The 23,342-nt window shown below is 60.2% G+C and carries 19 protein-coding genes; 5 read left to right on the plus strand and 14 right to left on the minus strand.

Going from position 1 to position 23,342, the window contains the following annotated elements:
- Window positions 1–122: 122 nt before the first annotated feature.
- Window positions 123–1,151, minus strand: a complete 1,029-nt coding sequence (locus tag ACSQ9D_RS14385) for an IS110 family transposase (protein ID WP_436282786.1) — start codon at window positions 1,149–1,151, stop codon at window positions 123–125.
- Window positions 1,152–1,371: 220 nt separating this feature from the next.
- On the minus strand, window positions 1,372–2,598 hold the full coding sequence (locus ACSQ9D_RS14390; protein WP_436282787.1) for an NAD(P)-binding domain-containing protein: 1,227 nt from the start codon (window positions 2,596–2,598) through the stop codon (window positions 1,372–1,374).
- A 143-nt stretch (window positions 2,599–2,741) separates the two neighbouring features.
- Here ACSQ9D_RS14390 and ACSQ9D_RS14395 point away from each other — a divergent pair, with 143 nt between their 5' ends.
- The gene (locus tag ACSQ9D_RS14395; RefSeq protein WP_436282788.1) at window positions 2,742–3,194 is read left to right on the plus strand and encodes a hypothetical protein; all 453 of its coding nucleotides are present in this window, start codon (window positions 2,742–2,744) and stop codon (window positions 3,192–3,194) included.
- A 150-nt stretch (window positions 3,195–3,344) separates the two neighbouring features.
- On the opposite strand, the gene ACSQ9D_RS14400 is transcribed toward ACSQ9D_RS14395, so the two are convergent.
- Window positions 3,345–3,551: a hypothetical protein gene (locus ACSQ9D_RS14400; protein WP_436282789.1), complete on the minus strand. Its 207-nt coding sequence runs from the start codon at window positions 3,549–3,551 to the stop codon at window positions 3,345–3,347.
- Between the two features lie 182 nt (window positions 3,552–3,733).
- Here ACSQ9D_RS14400 and ACSQ9D_RS14405 point away from each other — a divergent pair, with 182 nt between their 5' ends.
- Entirely contained in the window at window positions 3,734–4,903 is a 1,170-nt protein-coding gene (locus ACSQ9D_RS14405) for an ISAs1 family transposase (RefSeq protein WP_436282790.1), read from the plus strand.
- 131 nt (window positions 4,904–5,034) lie between these two features.
- Here the strand turns inward: ACSQ9D_RS14405 and ACSQ9D_RS14410 are convergent, their stop codons facing one another.
- On the minus strand, window positions 5,035–5,778 hold the full coding sequence (locus tag ACSQ9D_RS14410) for an ROK family protein (protein WP_368514851.1): 744 nt from the start codon (window positions 5,776–5,778) through the stop codon (window positions 5,035–5,037).
- Window positions 5,779–5,944: 166 nt separating this feature from the next.
- Here ACSQ9D_RS14410 and ACSQ9D_RS14415 point away from each other — a divergent pair, with 166 nt between their 5' ends.
- A complete protein-coding gene (locus tag ACSQ9D_RS14415; protein ID WP_436282791.1) occupies window positions 5,945–8,353 on the plus strand; it encodes a glucan 1,4-alpha-glucosidase in 2,409 nt (802 codons plus the stop codon).
- A 362-nt stretch (window positions 8,354–8,715) separates the two neighbouring features.
- On the opposite strand, the gene ACSQ9D_RS14420 is transcribed toward ACSQ9D_RS14415, so the two are convergent.
- The 3 genes from ACSQ9D_RS14420 to ACSQ9D_RS14430 all read right to left on the minus strand — a co-directional run bounded on the left by ACSQ9D_RS14420 (window position 8,716) and on the right by ACSQ9D_RS14430 (window position 11,082).
- Entirely contained in the window at window positions 8,716–9,396 is a 681-nt protein-coding gene (locus tag ACSQ9D_RS14420) for a formylglycine-generating enzyme family protein (RefSeq protein ID WP_436282792.1), read from the minus strand.
- Between the two features lie 783 nt (window positions 9,397–10,179).
- Window positions 10,180–10,389 carry a cold-shock protein gene (locus ACSQ9D_RS14425; protein ID WP_436282793.1) on the minus strand — a complete coding sequence of 70 codons (210 nt, stop codon included), beginning with the start codon at window positions 10,387–10,389 and terminating at the stop codon, window positions 10,180–10,182.
- A gap of 249 nt (window positions 10,390–10,638) precedes the next feature.
- A complete protein-coding gene (locus tag ACSQ9D_RS14430; RefSeq protein ID WP_436282794.1) occupies window positions 10,639–11,082 on the minus strand; it encodes a putative quinol monooxygenase in 444 nt (147 codons plus the stop codon).
- Between the two features lie 32 nt (window positions 11,083–11,114).
- Here ACSQ9D_RS14430 and ACSQ9D_RS14435 point away from each other — a divergent pair, with 32 nt between their 5' ends.
- Both ACSQ9D_RS14435 and ACSQ9D_RS14440 read left to right on the plus strand, forming a co-directional pair.
- Window positions 11,115–11,696 (plus strand): dienelactone hydrolase family protein, encoded by a 582-nt coding sequence (locus ACSQ9D_RS14435; RefSeq protein ID WP_436282795.1) that lies wholly within the window; start codon window positions 11,115–11,117, stop codon window positions 11,694–11,696.
- Window positions 11,697–12,740: 1,044 nt separating this feature from the next.
- On the plus strand, window positions 12,741–13,163 hold the full coding sequence (locus ACSQ9D_RS14440) for a diguanylate cyclase domain-containing protein (protein WP_436282796.1): 423 nt from the start codon (window positions 12,741–12,743) through the stop codon (window positions 13,161–13,163).
- Between the two features lie 249 nt (window positions 13,164–13,412).
- On the opposite strand, the gene ACSQ9D_RS14445 is transcribed toward ACSQ9D_RS14440, so the two are convergent.
- The 7 genes from ACSQ9D_RS14445 to ACSQ9D_RS14475 all read right to left on the minus strand — a co-directional run bounded on the left by ACSQ9D_RS14445 (window position 13,413) and on the right by ACSQ9D_RS14475 (window position 23,110).
- Window positions 13,413–14,552, minus strand: coding sequence for a glycoside hydrolase (locus ACSQ9D_RS14445; RefSeq protein WP_072374597.1), 1,140 nt, complete (start codon window positions 14,550–14,552; stop codon window positions 13,413–13,415).
- A gap of 4 nt (window positions 14,553–14,556) precedes the next feature.
- On the minus strand, window positions 14,557–15,729 hold the full coding sequence (locus ACSQ9D_RS14450) for a polysaccharide pyruvyl transferase family protein (RefSeq protein ID WP_368514608.1): 1,173 nt from the start codon (window positions 15,727–15,729) through the stop codon (window positions 14,557–14,559).
- Between the two features lie 39 nt (window positions 15,730–15,768).
- The gene (locus tag ACSQ9D_RS14455) at window positions 15,769–16,947 is read right to left on the minus strand and encodes a polysaccharide pyruvyl transferase family protein (RefSeq protein WP_436282797.1); all 1,179 of its coding nucleotides are present in this window, start codon (window positions 16,945–16,947) and stop codon (window positions 15,769–15,771) included.
- Between the two features lie 39 nt (window positions 16,948–16,986).
- Window positions 16,987–19,665: a glycosyltransferase gene (locus tag ACSQ9D_RS14460; protein WP_436282798.1), complete on the minus strand. Its 2,679-nt coding sequence runs from the start codon at window positions 19,663–19,665 to the stop codon at window positions 16,987–16,989.
- Window positions 19,655–21,121 (minus strand): DUF6212 domain-containing protein, encoded by a 1,467-nt coding sequence (locus ACSQ9D_RS14465; RefSeq protein ID WP_436282799.1) that lies wholly within the window; start codon window positions 21,119–21,121, stop codon window positions 19,655–19,657. Before ACSQ9D_RS14465 ends, ACSQ9D_RS14460 begins: the two co-directional genes overlap by 11 nt.
- Window positions 21,122–21,329: 208 nt before the next feature.
- A complete protein-coding gene (locus tag ACSQ9D_RS14470) occupies window positions 21,330–22,565 on the minus strand; it encodes a glycosyltransferase family 4 protein (RefSeq protein ID WP_436282800.1) in 1,236 nt (411 codons plus the stop codon).
- Between the two features lie 44 nt (window positions 22,566–22,609).
- On the minus strand, window positions 22,610–23,110 hold the full coding sequence (locus ACSQ9D_RS14475; RefSeq protein ID WP_368516249.1) for a MarR family transcriptional regulator: 501 nt from the start codon (window positions 23,108–23,110) through the stop codon (window positions 22,610–22,612).
- Between the last annotated feature and the right edge of the window lie 232 nt (window positions 23,111–23,342).

The following is a 23,342-nucleotide window of genomic DNA, read 5'->3' on the forward strand; positions in this document are numbered from 1 at the left end:
TCAGGGTCTGGAGAGCCTCGCTTTTGGACGCGCTCGAAGCGCAGCAGTCATTGACGGCTTCTTCCATCCCGTCGTCCGCATGGGACGATCCGGCCAGGATCATAGTCGAAGGCTATATCAGTTCATACTGAGGCCTCCGATCCGAATCGGAACTCTGTGCCGTCGATCCACATGCGGTGAAGCACGACGGCAATCTTGCGAGCAACAGCGACGATAGCTCTCCGCCGCCCCTTGGTCTTCATCAGCCGCACGCCCCAGGCCTTCAGGCCGTTCCAGGCGATTGACCGCATCAGCATCGCGTTAGCGGCAGCATAGAGGGTCGCCCGTACGTCAGCGTCGCCGGCATGTGAGATGCGGCCGGGATTGTCTTTCTCGCCGGACTGGAAACGCCGCGGCGTCAGCCCAAAGTGGGCTCCAACGGTGCGCGAGCTTTTGAAGCGGGTCGGATCGTCGACTGCGGCCTTGAAACTTAAAGCCGTTATCTCGCCGACGCCTGGGATGCCCATGAACCGCATGCAGATAGCGTCTTCGCGGGCCGCCCTTCGGACACGCCGATCGAGTTCGAGAAAGGTTTCCAAGAGCATCTGCCTAGCCTGCAACATCGGCAGGAGGGCATGGCTTAGTGCCGGATCGCTTCCGATGGTGTCGCGGACCGCCGCGTCGAATGCACCGCGCGATAGACGCATCGGCAGCTTGACACCGAAGACCTTCAGCAGACCGCGGATTTCGTTCTCAAGATCGATGCACTTTCGCTGCATGACCTTGCGGCTGGTAAGCAGCGCTCGGATGTAATGGCTTTCGACGCTCTTCACGTGCACTCGACTATACCAACCCGAGCGCAGGATTTGGGCGATGCCGCGAGCGTCATGTTTGTCGGTTTTGTTGCGCATGGCTGAAAGAGCCGCATTGACCTGGCGAGCCTCCATACACACCACGTCGAACCCTGCTTCTTTTAGTCCGTAGGTCAGATGTTGGGTCAGCGTGCCAGCTTCCAGCCCTACCTGGTGGATCGGTTCGCCAAACTCGTGCAGGCAGTGAACTAAGTCCGGCACGTCAGACGGGACGGATCGCTCAAGTCGAACCTTTCCATCCTGGTCAATGATGCAGATCGCCACTGAGCGCAGTGACACGTCCAAAGCAGCATAAAACATCGTCGTCTCCCTTCATCTCGGCCAAGCCGAGATAGTAGTGGGAGCTCGCCCCAGGTGGGAACGCCCGATTACACATGCTAATGGCGCAAAGCCGTCATCAACCGATGACAGCTGACGGCCCCAAAGCGGACCCGTCCACAAACAGCCGAGTCGCCCTTTCTCTCCTGGAAACGCGGATTATTTCACACTGCCGCGCACATCCGGCGCGGTCCCGGTTGAATTACCCGGCTTCGGCCATGTGATCGGCAATGTACGCAGCATCTTCACCAACGCCAAAGAGCAGGCCGGACTTGAAAGTGTGCATCCAATGCAGCCCAAGGAAATACAAATTCGGGCAATTGGTGACGCCGCGTTCCTGAATAGGTGCTCCGCCTTCGTCGAACACCGGAATGTCCAGCCAACCAAAATCGAAAGTGTATCCCGTGCACCAGACGACGGAACCGATGTTTGCAGTCTTCAAATCCAGGTTTGGAATGGGCAGAACTGGAACGGGCCGTCCCGGCGTGTCCTTCACCTCTTCAACGGGCAGGTCGAGTGATTTCGCACTCGCGCACTCATCCGCGGCGCGTTTGAAGTCGCAAAAAGCGCGGTCTGCCTCCGTCAAAACATCTTCGACATCATCATTAAAGTAGAGTTTGCCGCCCGCGACACCCTTGAGCCGGCCCAGGGCCACGCCACCCTCTCTAACGAAGCGACGCACGTCAACGTCATACCCACCGTTGACCCCTGTGATCACCGTAGTGGTCGGATATTTGCGCCCTGGGAAGCTATTGATCGGAACATCAAAGCGGCCCATGGACATGAACCACCAGAAGCTGTCGTGATCGCGGTATCGGCGTGGCACACGGCGATGGGCGCTGACGCTAAAATAGACAACGCGGCCATCGGCATTGAGCTCGTCAGCAATCTGACAACCGGACGCACCGCTACCGACCACGAGGACCGCCCCCGGCGGGAGCTGCTCGGGGTTTCGGTAATCGCTTGCGTGCACTTGATAGACATGCGGCAGTAGGACTCGCGACCATGCCGGCAGCGACGGCCGTTGGAACGGGCCCGTCGCGACGACGACCCGCGATGCGCTGAACAGACCGTCATTCGTCTCAATGAGAAAGCGGTCGGAGTGGCGATCGCGACGCAGCAACGAGATTTCCGTGCCACAGCGAACCGGCGCATCTATGAACTTTGCGTAGTCCTCGACAAACTTGCCAACCTCGCGATGATGCGCGAATGCGTCCGGGCTATCACCAGCGTACTCGAAGCCTGGTAGCCTCAACGACCAGTTCGGGAATTGGAAGCGGAGCGAGTCCCATCGCTCGCCCAACCAACGTTCCGCGATGCGCTTGCGTTCCAGAACGACATGTTCTCGCTGGAGTTTGCGCAAATAGTAGCTCATGGCCATGCCGCTTTGGCCGCCGCCAATAACTACAGTGTCGTGTAGGTTCTGCACTCCTGCGTCTCCAGGCCGGCTAGAGCTGCAGGAGCCTAACAAAGCCGACCTAGAAGGACAACGCCGGCGTTAACAGGTCGTGGCCAGCGCAATGCCGGCAAGCACGGTGGAAACCGGCCGAATGCTTTGTGCCGATTTTAATGATGACCGGTATTGGCGCAACGCGGCTGTTCGACAAGACTGCTATCGGCCCGAAGCTGCCTTTCCCCGAGGAAGAGCGGACCGTCGGAAAGGGGTGGGGAAGCGGACACTGGCCACCGCAGTTAGCGCAAGCGGCTAGTTGTCCGCGCCGGTCGTTTCTTGGGGCGAACATCATGAGGCTCGGCCACGAAGGTCCGGCGTTCGGGGTCGATGCGATAGCGATGTCCCGGCCTCAATCTCAGTTCGCCGGCGTGGTGAAAGACTGCGAGGTTGGTTTTTTGCGCGAGCTCTGGGGACATATGGTCAAGCGCGGCTCGCGCCATTTCAGCCTCGGAGCACCTGCCTCCGGGGTCAAGCGGGCAGAATTGATGAATGTGCACGACATAACCGGTCGCAGCATCGTAGACGAAGCACGTCTGTTCTGGTTTCGCGTTCGAGAAGGGCGCGGGAGTTAGCCCCATCGCAGTTCCTCCAGTCGTCTATTCCCAATCGTAAACCGTCCAGTGACCCATAGATTTGCCCTGGTAGGTCGAACATTTGAACGTCACGCTGGTCAGTTCGTCCCGGTAGATGATTGTCACGAGATCCGAGCCGGTGCGATTGTCTTAGGGGAATTCCTCCACCCCGCTGGCGCTGACCGCCTGGGTGATGAAGATATCAGATCCTGAATAGCTGTCCGTTCCCCAGTGGCTGACCAGCGTAACCTCGCAGATCGCGCCAACTCCTCGGCCCTGCACCGTCACAGAATAGCCGTGTTCGCCATCAAAGTACTGCGACCACATCTCATTGAAACGCCCGCCGGTAATCGCCATGCCGCTGCACTCCTTTGAACCAGGGAGACGCAATACCTTGCCGCTTGCTCAACGTTAGCACAGAGGGCGAAGGTCGGCTATGGGTCGAAACAAGTCCCCAGGGCTCCGAAGTCGGGTTAACGGACTTTCGCAGTTGATGATTGACTGATTCCATGGAGGTTCGCTGATTCGGAGTCCCTGCCATGACGATCGCCGCTGTCGAAGGTTTTGAGAAATCGAGCCTGAAGTCCCTTCTGGAGCACTTTTCTGCCCTTGAAGACCCTCGCGAGCCATGGCGGGTGGCCCACCCCCTGGCTGAAGTGCTGCTGCTTGTGGTTTGCGGCACCATCTGTGACTGCGACGATTATGAGGGGATCGCCGAGTGGGGCGAGACACATCTGCCTTTCCTGCGCCGTTACATGCCCTACCATCATGGCGTGCCGGGCGGCAGGTGGCTGACCATTCTCATGAACCGCATCGATCCGATCCTGTTTTCCGACTGCTTCACCTCATGGGTGCGCGAGACGTGGCCCGACAAGCCAGACCTGGTGGCGATCGACGGCAAGACCTCTCGCCGCAGCCATGATCGCAACGCCGGCAAGACGGCGCTGCACCTGGTGTCGGCTTTCGCCACGACGACGCGTCTGGTCCTCGGCCAGGAAGCAGTCGCCGACAAGTCGAACGAGATCACCGCCATTCCGGTTCTTCTGCAACGGTTGGGTGAAAATGATGGTCTCAAGGGTGCGCTGGTCTCGATCGATGCCATCGCCACCAATGCCACCATTGCCGCGGCAGTCCGCAAAGCCGGTGCCGACTATCTGCTTGCGGTCAAGGCTAACCAACCGACGATGCGCAGCGACATCGAACGCTACTTCGATGATGCGCCCGTCGAAAGCCTCGACACCTTCAACGACGTCGACAAAGGGCACGGTCGCATCGATGAGCGCACCGTGACCGTCTCGCGCGAAACCGACTGGCTGTCCGGCGATAGGCGCTTTCCAGGAGAGATGCGCCTGCCAGAGGTGAAAACCATCATCCGGGTCCGCTCGCATGCCGGCTTGAACGACAGCAGCCGCTTCGAGACCCGCTATTATATCTCTTCCGCCGACCGCACCGCCGAGCGAGCCGCTCAGGCCGTGCGCGGCCACTGGCAAATCGAGAATGCATTGCACTGGACCCTCGACGTCGTCTTCAAGGAAGACCAGTCCAGGCTGAGAAAAGGCCATGGTGCAAACAACATGGCCATCGTCCGCCACTTCGCACTCAATCTCGTCAGGACCGTCAACGACAAACGTCCGATCAAGCGAAGGCGCAAGATGGCAGCCTGGAGCACAGATTATCTCGCTAACATCCTCGGACAGTTACCCCGTTAACTCGGATTCGGAGCCCTGAACAAGTCCCGGCTGATGGTTAGTCTGAACGTCTCGAAATGGCGCATTCCGGACGAAGCCGAGCCCTGCAGTCGTCCCAAATAGGTCATCCACTTTCGTGAGAGGCGCCGAGTTTAGATGCGCAGGCTGTCATCCAACCAGACCCGAAAACCGCCGCGGAAGGCGTTGTCGTTGTTGCCGCGGCGGCACTTCGGTGGCAGTTCCTTGAGCCGTTCGACATTGCCTCCGCCGATGACGATGTAGTCCGGTAGCAGGGCAGCACCCAAGCGGTCGGCGACGTCGAATACCGATTTTCGCCATTTTCCCTTGCCGCGACGCTCCAGCCCGCGTTCGCCCACGTAGTCCTCGAATGTCGCCTTTCGGTAGGGCATGTGCGCCAGTTCCAGAGGCATGCAAACGTTCTCGGCGATAATGGCCGAGCCGAGGCCAGTGCCGAGGCCGAGAAAGAGCATGCGGCCCGCCTCGTAACTGCCGATCGCTTGCATGAGTGCGTCGTTGACCATCCGCACTGGTCGTTCAAACGCTGCTTCGAAATCAAAATTCTTCCATCCCGGCCCGAGGTTAAATGGATCGGCGGCGGCCCGGTGGGCGATAACCGGTCCGGGATATCCCATCGCGACAAGGTCGTAGTGCCAGTCTTCCGTGAGCTTGCGCAGTGCCGCTACCATCTTGGCCGCTGTCATCTGATGGCCAGATTCGACAGCGCGCCGTTCGCTGCCGCTGCTGAGTTCAACCTTCACATGCGACCCGCCGATATCGATGGCAAGCACAGTGCGATGAGCCGGTCCGGTGCTCGCCTGGGGCTTGCCATGCTTGCGCTCTTGCGATGCTGCGATTGTTTCAGTCGTCCCAGCCATGTTCTGCGCTCCTCTACGGGCCTTGCCCACAATTGCTCCCGCATTGTCCTATCGGGGGCAAGATCGGGACTGGCTGTCAAGTCCCAGAAGGCAATGCGGCGTCGCTTGATTTCAACCCGACGATGGCTCACTGAAGAAGAGTGCATTATGAACGGAGGATCAGCAGTTGGCCTTTCCGACATTGCCCCCCGGTGCTGTTGTCCCACCAGGCGCACCCGGTATCGAGCCCCGTTGGACCTCGAGCGACAAGAGCGCGGTTGGCACCGCCGTCAGCGTGGCCAGCCGCGTTTGGTTCACGGCAAGCCACGGAATCCTTAACGAGATCTACGCGCCGCGGCTCGATATGGCCTGCGTCCGCGATTTCGGCTTCATCGTGACGGCGGACAGATATTTTTCCGAGGAGAAGCGCGACGCTGATCATCAAGTACATGCGGTCGAGGACGGTGTTCCGGCGTTTCGTCTCGTCAACACCGCCCACGACGGCCGCTATCGGATCTCCAAGACCATCCTTTCAGACCCGGAGCGCGAAGTGGTGTTGCAGGACCTCCGCTTTGACGCGTTGGCCGGCAAACTTTCCGACTACCGGCTGCATGCACTTATTGCGCCGCATCTCGTCAACGGCGGCGCCGATAACACAGCCTGGTATGGTGAATTCAAGGGTCGGCCCATGCTCTTCGCCGAGGGCTCGGGACGGGCGCTTGCGATTGCTGCCTCTGTCCCCTGGCTTGCGCGGTCGGCGGGCTATGCCGGCTTCTCCGATGGCTGGCAGGCTTTGTCGCGCGGGGAGGAGCTGAAGGAGGAATACCACTGTGCGCCGTCGGGCAACGTCGCGCTATCGGGGACGCTCGACATGGAGGCGACTGAAGGGCGGGCGCAGATCGCCATCGGCTTCGGCACGCAACCCGAGGAAGCTGCCTTTCGGGCCATACTCAGCCTGGAACAAGGTGTCGAGCCGGCGCTGAAGCATTTTCGCAACGGCTGGCGGGACTGGCAGGGGGGATTGCTTACCCTCGACGAGCCCCATGAACCTGGCCAATTGAACCGGTACCGCGTCAGCACAGGTGTGCTCGCCACCCACTGTGACGATGCCTCGGGCGCCATCATAGCGAGCCTTTCCATCCCCTGGGGTTTCAACAAGAGCGACGACGACCTCGGCGGCTACCATCTCGTCTGGACGCGCGACCTGGTGGAAACGGCGGGCGGGTTGCTTGCCGCGGGCGCGGGAACCGACGCGCGTGCGGTGCTCAACTATCTTTCTGCGATCCAGGAAGCCGATGGCCATTGGGTGCAGAATGCTTGGCTCGACGGCCGCCCCTACTGGCATGGCATCCAGATGGACGAGACGGCTTTTCCCATCCTGCTTTACGACATGCTGCTGCGCGCCGGCGAGATCGACGCGTCGGGGGCTGGCCGATACCTGCCGATGATCGAGGCTGCTGCGGCCTATATTGTCAGAAACGGTCCCGCCACCCAGCAGGATCGTTGGGAGGAAGATGCCGGTTACTCCCCTTTTACACTCGCCGTCGAGATAGCCGGGTTGCTCGCGGCGGCCGACGCGGTGGAAGCGGCCGGGCGATTGTCGGCGGCGCAATACCTTCGCGAGGTAGCCGACGGTTGGAGCGAGCGGATCGAGGAATGGACTTACGCCTCCGACACGGAATTGTCGCGCCGGCTGGGCATCGATGGCTACTATGTGCGGATCGCCACGGCGACGGACGGCAGCTCCTCGCTCGGTCGCGACTTCATCCCGATCCGCAACCGCGACGACGGCGCGGCCGTCATCGAAGCGGATCTGCTTCTCAGCCCCGATGCGCTTGCGCTTGTCCGGTTCGGTCTTCGATCCGCGGACGATCCGCGTATCCTCGGTACCGTGGCGGCGATCGATGCCGAGTTGCGGCGCGATCTTCCGGCCGGATCCTACTGGTATCGGTACAATGATGACGGCTATGGCGAGCGCGTCGACGGCGCCCCCTTCGCCGGCAGCGGCGTCGGCAGGCTCTGGCCGCTTCTGACCGGTGAACGCGCGCATTATGAGCTCGCCGCCGGGCGACCGGACGAGGCGCGGCGCCTGCTGGCGGCACTAGAAGCCTCGGCAAGCGACGGCGGCCTGCTGCCCGAGCAGATTTGGGATAGCGAGGACGTGCCCGAACGCGAGCTTTTTCTTGGCCGCCCTTCCGGCAGCGCCATGCCCTTGGTCTGGGCCCATGCGGAACACATCAAATTGCTGCGCTCCATCCGCGATGGTGTCATTTTCGACATGCCACCCCAGACTGTTGCCCGCTATGTCGCCGGTCAGCCGCCGATCGCGCCTTTCGCCTGGCGGCTGACCGACAAGCGGACCGTTATGGTGGCAGGAAGTAGCCTGCGCATTGAACTGAGTGAGACTGCCTTGGTGCATTGGTCGACCGACGCTTGGGCTAATGTCACGGACAGCCATACCCGTGACACGGGCTTCGGCACCCATATCTGCGACTTGCCGACCAAAATGCTCGGCCCAGGCATTATCGTCTTCACCATCTTCTGGACGGCTAGGCAGCAGTGGGAAGGCACCGATTTGCGCATCGACGTGATTTGAGACTCCCATGTGCCGGGTGAAACGGTGGAATCGCGAAGACACCGCCTAGAAACTGGGCCGGTGGGAGCCGGTAATAGGAACGCATAGGTTAGCGAACGCTGCGGGCGTCGTGACACAGATCGCAATGATCACGACGGGGCGGTCGCCTTCGTTCATTCCTGACTTCGGTTCCCTGTTGCGTTCGACTAGGGGCGTCCGCCCTTGGCGCTTACCGGATGTCAGCTTCCGGCCCAAACCCGTCATTCGGCTGTCGCAAAAATCCGCCGCATAAGTCCGACTTTTGCGAGTGGGTTTTGCGACCGACATTCTCCCACGAAACCAACGGTGCGGTTCTCTTCGCAAATGTCAGGATTTCCACGACCTTAGCTCCATGAGCACGATCTCGCGATGCGAAACCCAAGGTCCTCAATAGCAAAAGTCGGGTGGCTTCGTCGGCGATTAGTCGCTAGGCAACTGCGTTCGTGGTCAGCCCATCCCCCACCGCGAAAGATGCGATACGCACCATAGACGGCAGGATCATAGACGTCTTCGCACCACTCCCAGACGTTACCTAACATATCATGAAGTCCCCAATCATTGGGACGCTTGGTTCCTACCGCCTTGGAGCCCCCTTCTGAATTTTCCCTATACCATGCAATGTCGCCAATTGGGCCGTAACGCGGTCCCTTCGTGCCGGCGCGGCAAGCAAACTCCCATTCAGCCTCGCTGGGCAACCGAAATCCATCACTTGTCGCGACCACAGTTGCATCTTGGCCGTCAGACGAAAAGACATAGCGATCGGGCAATTTGACCATTGCCGAAAATCGATTGCAGAAACGAGCAGCATCTAGCCACGAGACGGTCTCGACCGGCTGATCTTCAGCCGCTATCGACGACGGCGATACACCCATCACCTTTGCATAGAACGACTGAGTTACCTGATAGCGGCAAATCAAAAAGGGCTTGATAGCCACGGTCCAAGACTCCCGAAGCCGATCATCGCGCATCACGATTGTCCCGCTGGAGACAGGAATCATATGTTGGCTAAGGCTCTCGAAATCCAACTTTTGTTCTTCTCATGATTTCTTGCGTGCAGATGGCGTCGCAAAATTCCTAAAGTGACACTTGTTTTCCCGACTTTTGCAACGTTGGAGAATATGGAATTTTGCAACGCCCGCAATGTTGGCTTTTTGGCGCAAAGCTGACCACCAGCGCAACCCACACAACTCTCGGGTTTCAGGCTCCCACGGTACGCAGGCCCGTGCCGCGGTTCGCCGAATGCGTTTCATCCAGAGCCGGGCCGTAGAAAATAAACAAAAACAATATGGTTAGTGGACGGCTGGAAACCGAAATTTGCTACGCAATCATTATACTTTTTCGAGAAGTGTCCAGCGCTGGAGCGTCAGTAGTGGCAGCTGGAAGGAGCGCCGGGTTTAAAGCCTTGGTCACAGACTGGATTCATCGGGCGCTTACGATCCATCATTCGAGGAGTGAGAAATCGATTGGTCGTCGGTGTGGGATTCTGCTTACTCACTGCCTTTGGGTTGGATTGCTGTGCCCTCGATGAAACAGGAGCCGCCGGAGATGGCGCAAGGGCCGTGAGGTTAAAGAGTACAGCGACCGCTGCAACCATGAAAGCGCGGTTCATTGGCATTCTCCTTCGGATGATGGTTGTCATCAAGGGCGATCACCGCATACATGCGGGGAAGTCGCATAGGCCGTCGGCCCATGCTGCCAGTGCTGTGTGAACCGGTGATGTCAACACGCTCGCGCAGAGAAGGAGCTTGACCGCCCGTAATTAGTAACTGAACGCTTCAGTCCGCGGGAACTTCCAATGCGTTCAAGGATTACCGCACTTCGATGTTGATAGCTTTGGGGCCTTTGCCCCTATTGTCCGGCTCCGTATCGAACGACACCTTTTGTCCTTCATGAAGCGATTGGATGCCGGAAGCCTGAAGGGCCGAGATGTGTACGAACACATCATTGCCACCGCCGTCGGGGCTTATAAAGCCAAACCCCTTGTCGGCATTGAAGAATTTGACTGTACCCGTTGGCATTGCTTACCTCATCCACTGCGAGACGGCCCCACCATGTAGTCGACGCTTGTCCTTCGCAAGCGAAAATACGCCTGCCGGATGTATTGTTCGTCGCGCCTATACAATTTGAAGCGGAGGTGAAGGTCGGCGTCCCTTCCAGGGCGCTGCGAGTGGCCAAGGTATGACCGCAGGCGACGCGATGCTGCCGGCGGTTGACGCCCAGATGCGATATGTCAACCAACCGGAAGAAGAAGGCCTCCCCTGCCGCGATCAAGGTCGATAAGGGCTCGGCGGATTTGCGATGAAATCGAGATCATAACGTATGACCTCATCGGAGACAGTCTCGATTACACTCAATTTTGCCTGGAGCCGCCGGACGTCGGCCTGCATAGCGATCATGTGCGGCGTGCGCCGATGGAACTCGTGTGCCTCGGCTTCGCGGAAGCATTCGATCAGGACCACGACGTCCTCGTCGTCCTTATGCCGATGATACTCGAAGAATACGCAGCCCGGCTCATCGCGTGTTGACGCGAGATGGGGCACATGGCGGCGAGGAACTCGTCTCGCATCCCCAGCCTGCAGCTCAGCCAGCCAGTTATGAAGTTCATCGGCGGGGCGGTGTCGCAAGAACCGTGATCTATCTCGCACGTTGGTATCGCGCGTCTCGGCTGCTGCACTCTTCCCGGCGAGGCGATGACGCTGTAGGGTGGCCACACGCGCCCGACCATCCTACCCGGAGGCTCTGTATGGCCGAGGTCTTATTGTTCCACCACGCACAGGGGCTGACCCCGGGGGTGCGTGCGTTCGCCGACGCCTTGCGGGCCACCGGTCACATCGTGCACACACCGGACCTGTTCGACGGACGCACATTCCAGAGCATCGATGAGGGTCTCGCCTACATCGGTGAAATCGGATTCGACGACATGCGGGAGCGCGGCGTCCGCGTCGCCGACGAACTGCCTCCCGAGCTCGTCTATGCCGGGTTCTCCTTCGGTGTGCTGCCGGCGCAGAAGCTGGCACAGACACGGCCCGGAGCCCGTGGAGCCCTGCTCTTCTATTCTTGCCTGCCGATCATTGGCGAGTGGGCCTTCGGACCCTGGCCAGACGGAGTGGCGGTCCAGATTCATGGCATGGAAAACGACTCGATCTTCATCGGCGAGGGCGACATCGACGCCGCCCGCGAGATCGTGGAGAAGGTCGAGGACGCGGAGCTTTTCCTGTACCCCGGCGATCAGCACTATTTCGCCGACAGCTCGCTCCCGTCGTATGACGCGGATGCAACCGCACTACTCACCATCCGAGTGCTTGAGTTCTTGGATCGCGTTTGATCCATGCCGGCATCTTGGCTTGAGCTCACTCCCGAAAGGTGGTCAGCAGACGCAGATTTTTTCGCCTGGTCATCCCGCCACTTCCGGAGAGTACCGTCCTCCTGCCCGTCGATCAGGGCTAAAGCCCGTGAAGACGGTCAGATAGCAAGCGTGAACTAGATGGCGAATGGCATCCTGTTGGACTCCGAGCCGTTTTGATGCTTCGCCGATCCCGATACACGAACCGGCGTCGCCTTGATTTCGGGGGTCCGATGTCGATTCAGGAGGTTGCCGCAGCCCGGGTGCTATGTCTGCGCCTTTTGAACGGAGATACAGGAGCGTGTTCGCGACGATCCTCGGATGCAGCGCTCGCGGCGAGGTAAGGGCGGTTGTCGATGTCGAGTTGGCTGAACGCAAAGCCCTTATCGCGGAACCGAGGCGGGGGGGGCCTGAGCCCACAGAGACTTGTTTTTTCCCACCTCAATGTCAATCGAACCGGGGGTCTCCACGGTTTCATGTGCTAGGAGCAAACATTCGGGATGCCAACGCCGAAGGTGCGAATGGGTTTCTTGAACGAGCGCATAGGCCTTGGCCTTTCGGGCCGCGATCGGGTTGGTGTGACCATAAAATTTTGGGTGGCTATAGCTAAAATGCCGTCGGATTTATTCACCTGCTATTTTCGCCGAATCTGTCAAATATAGCGACCACTGCAATAGCTCCGTTTAACCGATGACCCTGCAATTTCGATTTCGCCCAGCCGCAATAGTCGCGCATATCAAGAGCGCAACGCTCGGCGCCCTTACCTCGGCGGCGGGGATGACCGCGGTCGTTTGCTTGTTAAGCCTGCTTGTTCCCGAACGTCCGTTTTGGGTAGAATTAACGGCTGTGGCGTTGATATCGGCGGCTGTTACATTTCCGCTGCAATTTGCGCTTCACCGACGCAAAAAAGCGCTTCGTGATCTCCAGAAAGAACTTCAGCACGCCCTCCACCACGATCCCATCATAGTTACACTGTGCGCCGACGCATTTGCGACCCCCGTCGAGCATGCGATAGACCGCAGGCGCGTGAGCACCGCGGAAAGCCCGGATGGCGTCATTCTCGTTGTCAGGGTCGGCAACTTCGATGAGATCGGTCGTCGCTATGGACCGCAATGGGCAGATACACTGCTTCAATCGATTGCTTGGATCGTCCATTCTTCCGTGCGCCATGGTGATCTCGTCGCCCGCGTTGCCTCCGACGAAGTCGGGATCTATCTGCCAAACGCAACAATGGAAAATGTCAACAAAATCTGCGAGCGCATCCGCGCTCGCGTATACGAAACCACCTTCATAGCCGGACAAGAGCGGCAGATATCCGTGACGGTGCGGTTTGGCGGCACCAGGGTCGGGGACCAATCCGCCTTCCAGGCACTCAGCGAGGCTGCCAACAGCGCGGCCCTCGCGGAGGAAGAGGCTGGCCCCCTCCTTTTCCGGGAGTTGTTTTCGTGAGAGGGCTTTCGGGCCGCCGGGCATATTCGGGTTTACAGTCTGTCGACAGCGCGCCGCGGAGTTTTGGGCGAGACGGTTCACCGCCTCGGCGACTGCCCTGGCGCCAACCGCGTTGATCCCATAGACGCCGGCAGGCTGGTCTCGGACCGGGCCAGATCAAGCTCTGGGCGTCGCAAGGTAAATAGCTCGAGGTGGGGCAACGCGCGTGCCCGCTCCATCAAAGCGAGGGCGACTTGGCCCGGTTCCCGGCTACGGCGATCCTCTTGCCACCCCACCGCCGGTATTCGTTTCGGTGGCCGCGACTCCGGCTGGGCCTAAGACGCCGCAGCGCCAAACGCTGTAGACCGGTTGCGTGTCCCAGTCGTAGTAGAAGGCTGCTTCCAGCCTCCCTTCCTCCATCATCTCAGAGAAGGCGCGGCGCACGGCACGGACCGCCTCTTCCCGCTCACGGTCGTCGAGCGGGCAGGACAGCGCGGTGTTGGCAATGCCCCATTCGGTCACCCAGCACGGCCTGCCCTGCCCTTCGGGCTGGCAAAAATCGAGGACCGTCGTCACGTAGCGCGCAAGCGCCGCGTCACGTTTGCGCCCTGGGTAGACATGGATGCCGTAGCCATCGACCAGCGCGTCGATCCCCCGCTCCCGCAGGAGCGAAATAACCGCCGAGGGATCGAGCCGTTCCATGCCACGGCGATCGGCCTCGACAGTGCCGGCATCGGAAAGCCCGGCTGAAATCAGAAGCGCGTCGCCGCTGTGGACCGTCGCCCGCAATTCTTCCCGGGTGACGCGGACGGTGCCGATATAGGCGTCGAGGCCGCGCTCGAACGCCGAGCGATTTGCGACTTCCGAAACCCTGCGCGGCGTGCGCCGCCCAGGGTTTTCGTAGACCACGAGGTCGCCATTGTAGGCGCTGTAATTTATCTCGTTTCCGGGCTCGACGGCGTCGATGCGGATGCCCATACCGTCGATACGGCGAAGCGCCGCGCGCAGGTGCGCACGGTAAAGATCGAGGTCGAGATCCGAAAGCCGTTGAACGTCCCAGACGCGGCCGAAACCGGTCCGAGGGCGCGTCTCCGGCGGATAGTAGTCCTTGTTCCCGAGCTGGATCTCGAGGAGGATCTTCAGCCCGAGCCGATCCGCAATTTCGAGCGCTTCGATGCTTTTGCCCACCGGTCTCGACAATGAAAGTCGGACATGGGTGATGCCGCTTGCCGCGATCTCCTTCAGCACCCGCTCCTGATCGGCGCGGGAAAGCCAGGCAAGGTTTACCCGGTTAATGCCGATGCGATCGGCGAGCACATCGTCCGCGTCCGCCGGCCGCGCCGGGGCTAAGGCCCAGAGCGCTGCCAGCGCGCAAGCGAGTAGCGCGCGCAATCGCAGCCTCGCCGTCATCTGCTCAAAGTCCGATCTGCCCCAGAGCATTTCGGAAATTCGCCTCGCAGGCGGAATAGCGGTCAATCACGGCCTGCGTGTCGATCTTGCCGAGGAAATTGGCGAGATAAGCGCGCTTGTCCACCTCCCTGTTCCAAGTGGCCGCCTCGATATAGGGGAAGCCGATGAACTCCAGCATTTCCCGCATTCGGTCATCGACCGCGATCATGAGCGCGGGCGTGCCGGCCTGCATGCCGATAATGCAGCCGTGGAAACGACGACCGAAGCAGAAATCGCGCGCGGACATCGCGGTTCGCCACTGGTTCGTGTCGAAATAGACCAGCAGCTCGTGTTTCCGCTGCCATTTCTCCGAATGCTTGTATTCGGTCCCCCCGGTGATACGCCCGCTCGCCCGGTCATAGACGATGTCGTTGTCGTCGCCGGTCAAAGAGAGATTGTAGGCAACCACTTCGTCCTGGACGACATAGCTTGCGACGCTGTCGGGTTTGAGAAGCGCGTGGGCATCGACGATCGTATCGGCAACGCTGCCGAGATAGCCACCGAAGGCTATTTTCTGGGCTTCAGACAGTCCCGGATTGGCAAGCGCCGAGAGCGAGCGCTTCATGTCGTTCGGCGAGAAGTAGAGCGACGGGCAGCCGGTTGGCTTGACGAACTTCATTCCCTGCTCTCTCAGGAACTCGGCGGTGAAATAGCCCCGCGTGAGGAAGAAGCTTTCCTTGTTTCTCAAGACCTCCAGGAACTTTAGCGTGCCAGCCGGCAGCTGCTCCTTGAGGCCCTCCTTGCGCTGAATGCCGATGCCCATCACCACGACCGGCATCTTCAGTTTGGCGAAGATCTCCGCTTCGAGATCGGCGGAATAACCGGGCCGCAGGAGATTGGCGGAGGCGAAGACGCACAAGTCGAATTCGCGGTTCACGCGTTCGTAGAGCTCGTTCGAATCCCGATTGTTGACGAGATGCCAGAACGGCAGATAGGTGACGTCATGGCCGCGCAGGCTTTCGGCCGCGCCTTCGCCGATCAGGTAGTTGCCGGTGTTGGCGATCTTCCTGACCTGCGAGATCAGGCCTTTCCTGGTCCTGGCCTCGTCGAAATAGGGCCGATGGATGACGGTCGTGCCGGAGACGTCCGCAATCGTCCGCTGCAGGTAGGATGGGATTCCCGTAAGCAAGATACGCATAGCTGTCCTCTTAACCGAAAAGAGATGGCCCTGGGGCCGCTAGTGTCCGATGCCGATTTCACGTAGCGTGGTGCGGAAGGCGCGTTCGCGGTCGGAGTACCGGTCGACAAGTTCGCTCGTGTTGAGCTTTGCCAGATGATCGGCCACGAACTCAGCGCGGTTCTCCGCCTTGTCGATCTCGTTGATGTCGACGGCGGGCAGGCCGGTGAAGCCGAGCATCTCACGCATGCGGTCGTCCACCGCCACCATCAGGCTCGGCACCGCCGCCTGCATGGCGATGATCGATCCGTGGAAACGACGGCCGAGATTGAAGTCCATCGACGAGGCCCAGGCGCGCCACTGGTTGGTGTCGTAGAAAGTACGAACCTCGAACCGCTGCTTCTCCCGCTCCGTGCCGGGGTACGCCAGATCGCCGATCATCAGGCCCGATGCGGAATCATAGACGCGACCCTCTTCGTTGGGCTCCACCTTCATCTCGAAGTGGAGAAACTCGTCCTGAACGACGTATTGCGGAACTGTGTCCTGTGGGGCCAGCGCATTGGCGTCGAGGATCGCATCCTGATTGCCGCCGAGGTAACCTGAAAAGATCGTCCGCGCCTTGCCGATCTTTACGCTCGACAGCTTCGTCATGGACCGGCGCATGTTGTCCGGCATGAAATAGACGGAAGGGCAGCCGGTCGGGCGCACGAAGGAGAAGCCCTGGTCCTTCAGGAAGCCGGCCGACTCGTAGCCGCGCGTCAGGAAGTAGTGCTCCCGCTCCTTCAGGATGGCCAGGAGCCGTTTGGTTCCTTCAGGAAGATTGTTCTCCAGGTCCTTGCGGTTTTGCAGGCCGATGCCCAACATGACGATCGGCATGTTGAGCCGGCTGAGGACCTCCGCCTCGGCGTCCGCGGAGAGCCCCTTGCGCAACAGGTTTGCGCAGGTAAAGACGCAGATGTCGAAGTTGGCGTTGAACTCGTCGAACCCGCCGCCGCCCTTGCTCAAATTGTAGAGATGCCAGAAGGGAACCTGCTTCGCATGCGGCGCAAGTGCGCGCAGGGCGCCCTCACCGATGAGGTAGTTGCCGGTGTTGCTGATGTTGCGCAGCTCCTGCAGGAAATCCTCTTTCGATTCCGGCTGCTTCTGCCGCTCTGCATAGGAGACGGACAAGCCATGGGCGCCATTGGCAAGGCGCGTGTAGTGACCAGGAATACCCGTCACGAGAATTCGTGGACGCATTCGACTAGACCTTTCTGTTTCAGGGGGGCGGCCCGGCAATCAGCCGATCGCCGCAACCACGGGATTTGTCACTGGCGGCTCGCGAAAGACTGCGGCGCGGGACAGTGATGAGTTATTCACATAGCGATCGCTCCACGCGATGAAGTCCGAGAAGGAGGAAGCCCATGACCGGCGCGCTGCAGTCCGGAGGCAGCCCTCCATGAGCGGCGCAAGCCTCTCGCGATTGTGCGCGACCTCTTCGATGATCCGCGCCATCTCCCTCACCACCTGAGGATCGGAAGCCGCGTTGACGAGTATGCCGTCCTCGCCGTCGGAAATGAGTTCGTCCACGGCGCCGACCGCAGTCGCGATTGGCACGCAGCCGAGCTGTTGCGCCTCGGCGATCATCAGCGGCGCGCCCTCCCAGCGTGACGGCATGACGAGAATGTCGGCCCAGCCCAGCGCCTTGATCAGATCCTTGCTGGCGAAGACGGGCGGACGCACGTCGACGCCGAGGTCCTTCAATCGTTCGCTCCAAGACAAGCTGGAATCGGCAAGGATTTCCCCTCCAATGGCCCGGGCGTCGAAGGAGACGTTGGAGGCCCGCAGTTCCGCGAGCGTCGACGCCAGTCGATCGATGCCCTTCTGCTGATCGAGCCGCCCCATGTAGAGAAGCCGCAACCGGTCGTCCTTGCGCTCGATCCGCCTGACCGCCAGAACCTCCGCCAGGGCTTTGGGCGGCACCGTGAAACTCGCCCCATTGGCAACGGCGAAAACTTTCTCATGCGGGACGCCGTAGCTGTGCAGATAGATCTTGAGCTGTTCGGAGCAGGTCAGGAAGGCATCGTAGCAATGTTCGTGGGCAATCGCTGCGAAGGGCTGCCCGGCGGGCCTCTTGAAGGCCGTATTGTCGACAACGTGAAGATAGCAGGCGGTGCGCGTGCCTTCGGCGCGCAGTCGTGCGATGAGGGGATGGACGGCCATCACGTGATTGTTGATGACCAGGTCGAACCCGGAAAGCTGTCCCTTCAGCGCCTCCCAATCGACCGAATGCCCCTCGGCGATAAAGTCCTGCCCCAGGAAGGAACCCGACCCTCCCCAGGCCGGAATTCCCGCCTCCCAGAAGTGAATGTAGTCGAAGCTGGAATCGAACTCATCGATCACATCCATCCGGGACGTGCCGAGCACGAAGAGATGGGTTTCGTAACCCGCCGCCTTCAATTCCCGGCCTGCCGCGTAGACGACTTTCTCGGCCCCGCCGAAGGAGGCGTTCGGCACGAGTAGTGCTACGGTCCGCTTGCCTTCGCTGTGCCCGAGCGGCAGAACCGGTGATCCCCCAACTTCCTTGCGCAGCGCCTTGTGCAGATCGGCGTAGGGCACGAGCCGTGCCGGGCGCCAGGTCCACCGCCTGCCCGCCGTCTCACGCAGGGGGCTCGCGGCAATCGCGTTGACGCAATTGATCATCACCTGCTGAGGCGTGATGAGAGACCGGCGCGGGAGGCTTCTTGGAAACGGGAAGCGCACTTTCAGTACAGTCGATGTCGGCCATACTTGCTGGCTGCCAATCGAAGCGAACCAGTCCACCGCGTTGTTCTGGACCACGTCTTGGATGAGCCGGGTCGAAAGGAAGATGAGATCGGCGGGGCCGATCCGTTCTGCGCCCGCTCCATGAACGATCGGCTCGATCTTGCGCTGGGCGGCATCGTTGGCAAGTTGGACGAAGACGACGTTGCTGCCCTCGCTCAGGCGCTCAAGATGGGCAAGCACGTTCGGCAGCATGCGCGAACGCCGGAGCAGGTCGAGCGCCGCGCCGCTTCCGGCGACCATGAATGGCGGGAAGTGTTCATTGTCGGGTTCGCCGATGTTGGCCCAGAACGCCCGGATGATGTCGTCGAGGCGAAGCATCGCCGGTGGCTTGGTGGGATCGCTGAAGAAGGAGATCGCAGTATCTTCCGTTCGCGCAAACAGGTAGCGCGGGCACTCCTCATGCTCGAAATCCACCAGCATCGGTCGCTGGAATAGTGATTTGTGGCGCTTGCGCAGGAAGCTCACCGACGTGGCGCGGTCTCGGTTCGCCTCCTTGAAGCGGCTCTCCGCCCGCAGCCTGTATTCGAAGACCGTGTCATGGCAGGGCGTGCCGACGAAGCCATGCTCGATGCAGGACAGCCAGAACTCCCAATCCTCGAAGCCGTTCTGCCTGTCGTCGTTGAATCGGACGCCCGACTGGAAAACGTCGATCGAGATCATCGATCCCGTGTCGCAGATATTGTCGGTTATGCAGTGGACCAACCGCGAATAGCGGTTGCCGTAGTGGGCGCGCCAGCTGACGGAAAACGTGTCGATATTGGTGTAGACCCACCCGCAACCACTGGCTTGGAGCTGCCGGTAAAGCGTCTGGATGGTGCCGGGAAGGACGCGATTGTCGGCATCCAGGAAATAGACGGCCTTCGCCTCGGGAAAACACTCGAGAACGTATTCGATGGCGCGATTGCGTGCGCCGCCCGGACCGGCGTTCTGGCCGATCACGACATGGACGGAAGGATGGGCAGCGGCATAGAGCAACAGTTGGTCGAACGTCTCATGCCGCGGATCGCCGTCGACCGAGATGACAATGACGACCCGGCAGCTACTCAGATTCGAGGCAAGGACGGACTCGATCGCCTCCAGGGCGAGTGCCGCGTGACCATAGAGGGGCATAGCCACGGCGATCAGTTCGGGGAGCTCCCTGTTAGCGGACATCGGCGGCTTCCGTCGATTGCTTGACCAGCCTGAAGCCGGACACCTTGAGCCAGGAGAAATCGACCGAATCCGTCACTGCGCGGCTGAGGATCATCAGATCCATCGGGCCGCGAACCGGCTGCTCCAGTTGGATGTTGATGTTGACGACCTGATTTGAGGTGACTTCGCGCCATCCGCTGAAGAATGCTGATGGCCTGGCTGCGCCCTTTCGCGCGAGCTCGGCCACTTCGGAACGCGCATTCGAATTCGCCGGGGCGAGCAGGAAGCCGACCGCCGCAGGCTGACCTTGAGGATGATCAATGACGGCGCTTGCCGAGAAGGATATTGTTCCGGGCTCGACGGCGCGACTGACGGCGCCCGCGGATATGCCGCTCGGCAACGGGTGGCAGACGATCGCATGCTCATGTTCAAGGAAGCGCACGGTCTGGAATTCCGGGACGATGGGCGTGACCGAAACGTCCGCGATCTGGCTCAATGTGTCGACCGGCAAACGATAATCGACGATGAACTGACCTTCTAGCAGATTGCTCGGCGCAATCATGTTGAATGCGTTGGCGGGCTTGACGCCGGGCAGTCCCGTAAACACCTTGAACGCCAGCGGGCGCAGGTCGAGATCCGGATGCGGAAGTTCCGACCGCGCCGAATAGCGCTCGCCGGCGATTGGATAGCCGAGCGAAACGCCGACGGTCTCGGGTCCGGTCGCGGAGATTCGCAGCCGAAGCGTGCGCGCCGCCCCTCCGCAGGCACGGGGCAACGAGAAGAAATTCCAGTTCGGCACGAGTTGCGCATAGGGTACGGTCCACTCGGCCACCCCTTCGCCGCTTTCGAGGTAGCTCAGTGCGACGACGAGCTCTCCACTGACCCTGGGCACCGAATGCAGGTGAAGAGCAAAACCAGCCACCGCAAGGCTGGATACCGGCAGCAGCTGCTCGACAAAGGCGGTGGCAAGCAGCTGCCCGATCCCGTCGTCCTTTGGATCGGCATAGGGATCGTGGGAGAAAATCTCGGAAACCGGCTCCCAGTTTCGCGCCTGAAACGCATCTTCAAGGGCCCGGTAGTTTTCCAGCAGCGTTTCGCGCTCCCGGCGCAGGATCGCAAGCTCCGAGGTGATGGAGGCGCTGTACTGGGCGAGCCGGCCGACGCCACCCTCGGCCAGGGCCCGCAGAAGCGCGAAACTGTCCGACTTGTTGACGGGATCAAGCCGCTGGAGGGGAACCGCGGGGACCGTCGCCAGCGATCCAAGCAGCGCCAGACGCTCCTGCAGATCCGCCTCGCCATCGTCGGAAAAGGCGACGGCGATCAATGGAAATGCATTCTGCAATGTCGCCGAAGAGTGGCCATTCTCGAGGTGAACGATCAGATGCTCGATATCGCTGCCTTCGAAGCATGACCGATCCCGATCCGATGCCGCTATCAGCTTTCTCGTCGCCAGTCGTTTTCCAATGCCGGAGGACATCAACTCTCGCACTTACGGCCTCTGAAGAATTGTTTCGGAACAAAAACCAAGGACGCCAGACAATCAGCTTCTTTCTCAAATCATCGCGGCGTCACGAGCAAGAACCTAACAACTACGATTGCGGTGCACAATAATAAAAATCGACAACTTATAAGAAAATAACTTCAGATATACTTTAAAAATCAAAGTAATAATTGATTATTTTCATTCACGAGCGACGGATAAACGATTTTCCGATCAACCCTTCGAGAATATCCCATTGCCGATCGAGGCAGTCCGTCAGCCGGAAGCGATTTTCGACCGTCCGGCGCGCTGCTGCGCGCATCCCGAAATAGCGTTCCGGCTCCTTCAGGGCGTCGAGAATGGCCTTGGCAAGTGCGTCCGTGTCAAAAAATGGCACCAACAGGCCGTTCCGGCCGTCGCGTATAACTTCCTGGACAGGAGCGGTATCCGACCCAATGACCAGGGCTCCGCACGCCATTGCCTCCAGCACCGACCAAGACAAAACGAATGGATAGGTCAGGTAGAGGTGCGCGGACGAAATCTGGTAAAGCCGCCGCAAAACGGAATGCGGCACCACGCCGGGGAAGAGGATATTCTCCCGTGGCATATCCAGCGTCTCCAGGAGATGGTCCTTCCAGGCCCCACCGCCTGGCGGGGGCACACCATAGCTGACGCCATCTCCGCCGACGAAAACGAAGAGCGCATCGCGACATTGCCGCGCAACCTTGGCGGCAGCCTCCAAAGCCTGTGGAAATCCGCGGTACGGCTCGAGGTCGCGCGCGACGAAAGTGACAATGGGAGGCCCGCCTGCAGTGAGCACACGTCCATCCGGAAGCGTCACCGATGCTGTCGGATCCGGTCGAAACCGCACCGTATCGATACCCTCGTGGCACACTGAAATGCGCCCCTGGGCATCGGTGGGATACAGGCTTTTCTGCCAATGGGTGGGGCTGATACCCGCCTCAATGGCCTCGAGGGACAAGAGCTGCGCGATGTTGCGCAGGCGCAGCCTCTTGCGCGTCTCCAGATCAGGCTGATCGTCGGGCGAAAACCCGATGTCGGCGCCTTCCGGCCGGTAGAAGAACTCGCAATATCCCAATGCGGGCACCTGTGGCAGCACGTCCTTCAAGAACATCATGCTGCCCCAGCCGATATGGCCGACGACAACGTCCGGCGCTAGCCCTTGCCGCACCATGGCATCGAGCGTTTCGGCAACACGATGGCCGATTCGCGCGTGGTGATCCGGAATACCCATGTGCCGGGCCATGTGCGGATTTGCGCGCGGGCCTGGTTCCGTTCGATGTCGAACGACCCGAACGGATAGGATCTTCCGGTCTATGGTCTCGGTGATAAGGCTGACCTCATTGCCCGCCTGCGCGAGTTGAGCGGCCAGGGCAGCGAACTGGCCGAAGCCCCTGCGATGAACAAACGCCACATGCATCGCATCTAGTCCGCCTTGGCCAGTCCCGCGGCGCCCCTCACCGCTTAGACGCCGAACCGTGAAGCGTTGGCCCAGGCCAGTTCAAGCTCGTGCAGCGTCTGGAAGGCCGTCTCAAGCATCCGTTGATCCTGATCACCACGTTTCACCGCACGCTCGTAGGCCATCGCCGCGTCGCGGAGATTTGCCCTAAGCTGCCTCCCCTTCTCCGTCAGCTTGATGCGTGCGGACCGCTTGTCGCGCTGGGAGGCAACGCGATCAATGTAGTCGCCGTCGGCAAGCTGCTTCAAATAGTAGGAAACATTGGAACCAACATAATGCCCACGTTCCAGAAGCTCGGCGACCGAAAGCTCCGAATCGCCGATTGCGAGCAGTATCATCGCCTGTGCCGGCCCAACATCATCTACACGAAGCTTGGTGAGCTCCGCGCGGATCAAGCCTGCAAACCGTCGACTTGCCCGCTCCATGAGGCGAGCGAGCTCGAAATACGTAATCTGCCGGAGGTCACCGAACTCGAGATCTTGAGCATGCCCGGGATCTGCTTGCACAGCCCGCCCCCTATTTCCAATTCTCAGATCGTCATTCAGATTGGAAAGCTTAAGCACACTATCGTCGTTCACTATATTCTCCGCTTTGGAAAAATACTTCAAAAATTGAAGTAATCTTCAAATATCTCCGTCGACCAAAATTAGTGTGACCTTGCACACCCCTGCCCTTCTATGCCAGATTGGCCGACGCAATACTACACTCCCGCCCGGTTATAACCAATTCCGTCCTCCG

This window comes from Rhizobium sp. LjRoot258 (assembly GCF_964254185.1).
Classification (GTDB): domain Bacteria; phylum Pseudomonadota; class Alphaproteobacteria; order Rhizobiales; family Rhizobiaceae; genus Rhizobium.

Coding starts and splice junctions, on each gene's coding strand:
- ACSQ9D_RS14385 (WP_436282786.1), bottom strand. CDS start 1,151: ATGTTTTATGCTGCTTTGGACGTGTCACTGCGCTCAGTGGCGATCTGC.
- ACSQ9D_RS14395 (WP_436282788.1), top strand. CDS start 2,742: ATGACCGGTATTGGCGCAACGCGGCTGTTCGACAAGACTGCTATCGGC.
- ACSQ9D_RS14400 (WP_436282789.1), bottom strand. CDS start 3,551: ATGGCGATTACCGGCGGGCGTTTCAATGAGATGTGGTCGCAGTACTTT.
- ACSQ9D_RS14405 (WP_436282790.1), top strand. CDS start 3,734: ATGACGATCGCCGCTGTCGAAGGTTTTGAGAAATCGAGCCTGAAGTCC.
- ACSQ9D_RS14410 (WP_368514851.1), bottom strand. CDS start 5,778: ATGGCTGGGACGACTGAAACAATCGCAGCATCGCAAGAGCGCAAGCAT.
- ACSQ9D_RS14425 (WP_436282793.1), bottom strand. CDS start 10,389: ATGCCAACGGGTACAGTCAAATTCTTCAATGCCGACAAGGGGTTTGGC.
- ACSQ9D_RS14435 (WP_436282795.1), top strand. CDS start 11,115: ATGGCCGAGGTCTTATTGTTCCACCACGCACAGGGGCTGACCCCGGGG.
- ACSQ9D_RS14445 (WP_072374597.1), bottom strand. CDS start 14,552: ATGACGGCGAGGCTGCGATTGCGCGCGCTACTCGCTTGCGCGCTGGCA.
- ACSQ9D_RS14450 (WP_368514608.1), bottom strand. CDS start 15,729: ATGCGTATCTTGCTTACGGGAATCCCATCCTACCTGCAGCGGACGATT.
- ACSQ9D_RS14455 (WP_436282797.1), bottom strand. CDS start 16,947: ATGCGTCCACGAATTCTCGTGACGGGTATTCCTGGTCACTACACGCGC.
- ACSQ9D_RS14460 (WP_436282798.1), bottom strand. CDS start 19,665: ATGTCCGCTAACAGGGAGCTCCCCGAACTGATCGCCGTGGCTATGCCC.
- ACSQ9D_RS14465 (WP_436282799.1), bottom strand. CDS start 21,121: ATGTCCTCCGGCATTGGAAAACGACTGGCGACGAGAAAGCTGATAGCG.
- ACSQ9D_RS14470 (WP_436282800.1), bottom strand. CDS start 22,565: ATGCATGTGGCGTTTGTTCATCGCAGGGGCTTCGGCCAGTTCGCTGCC.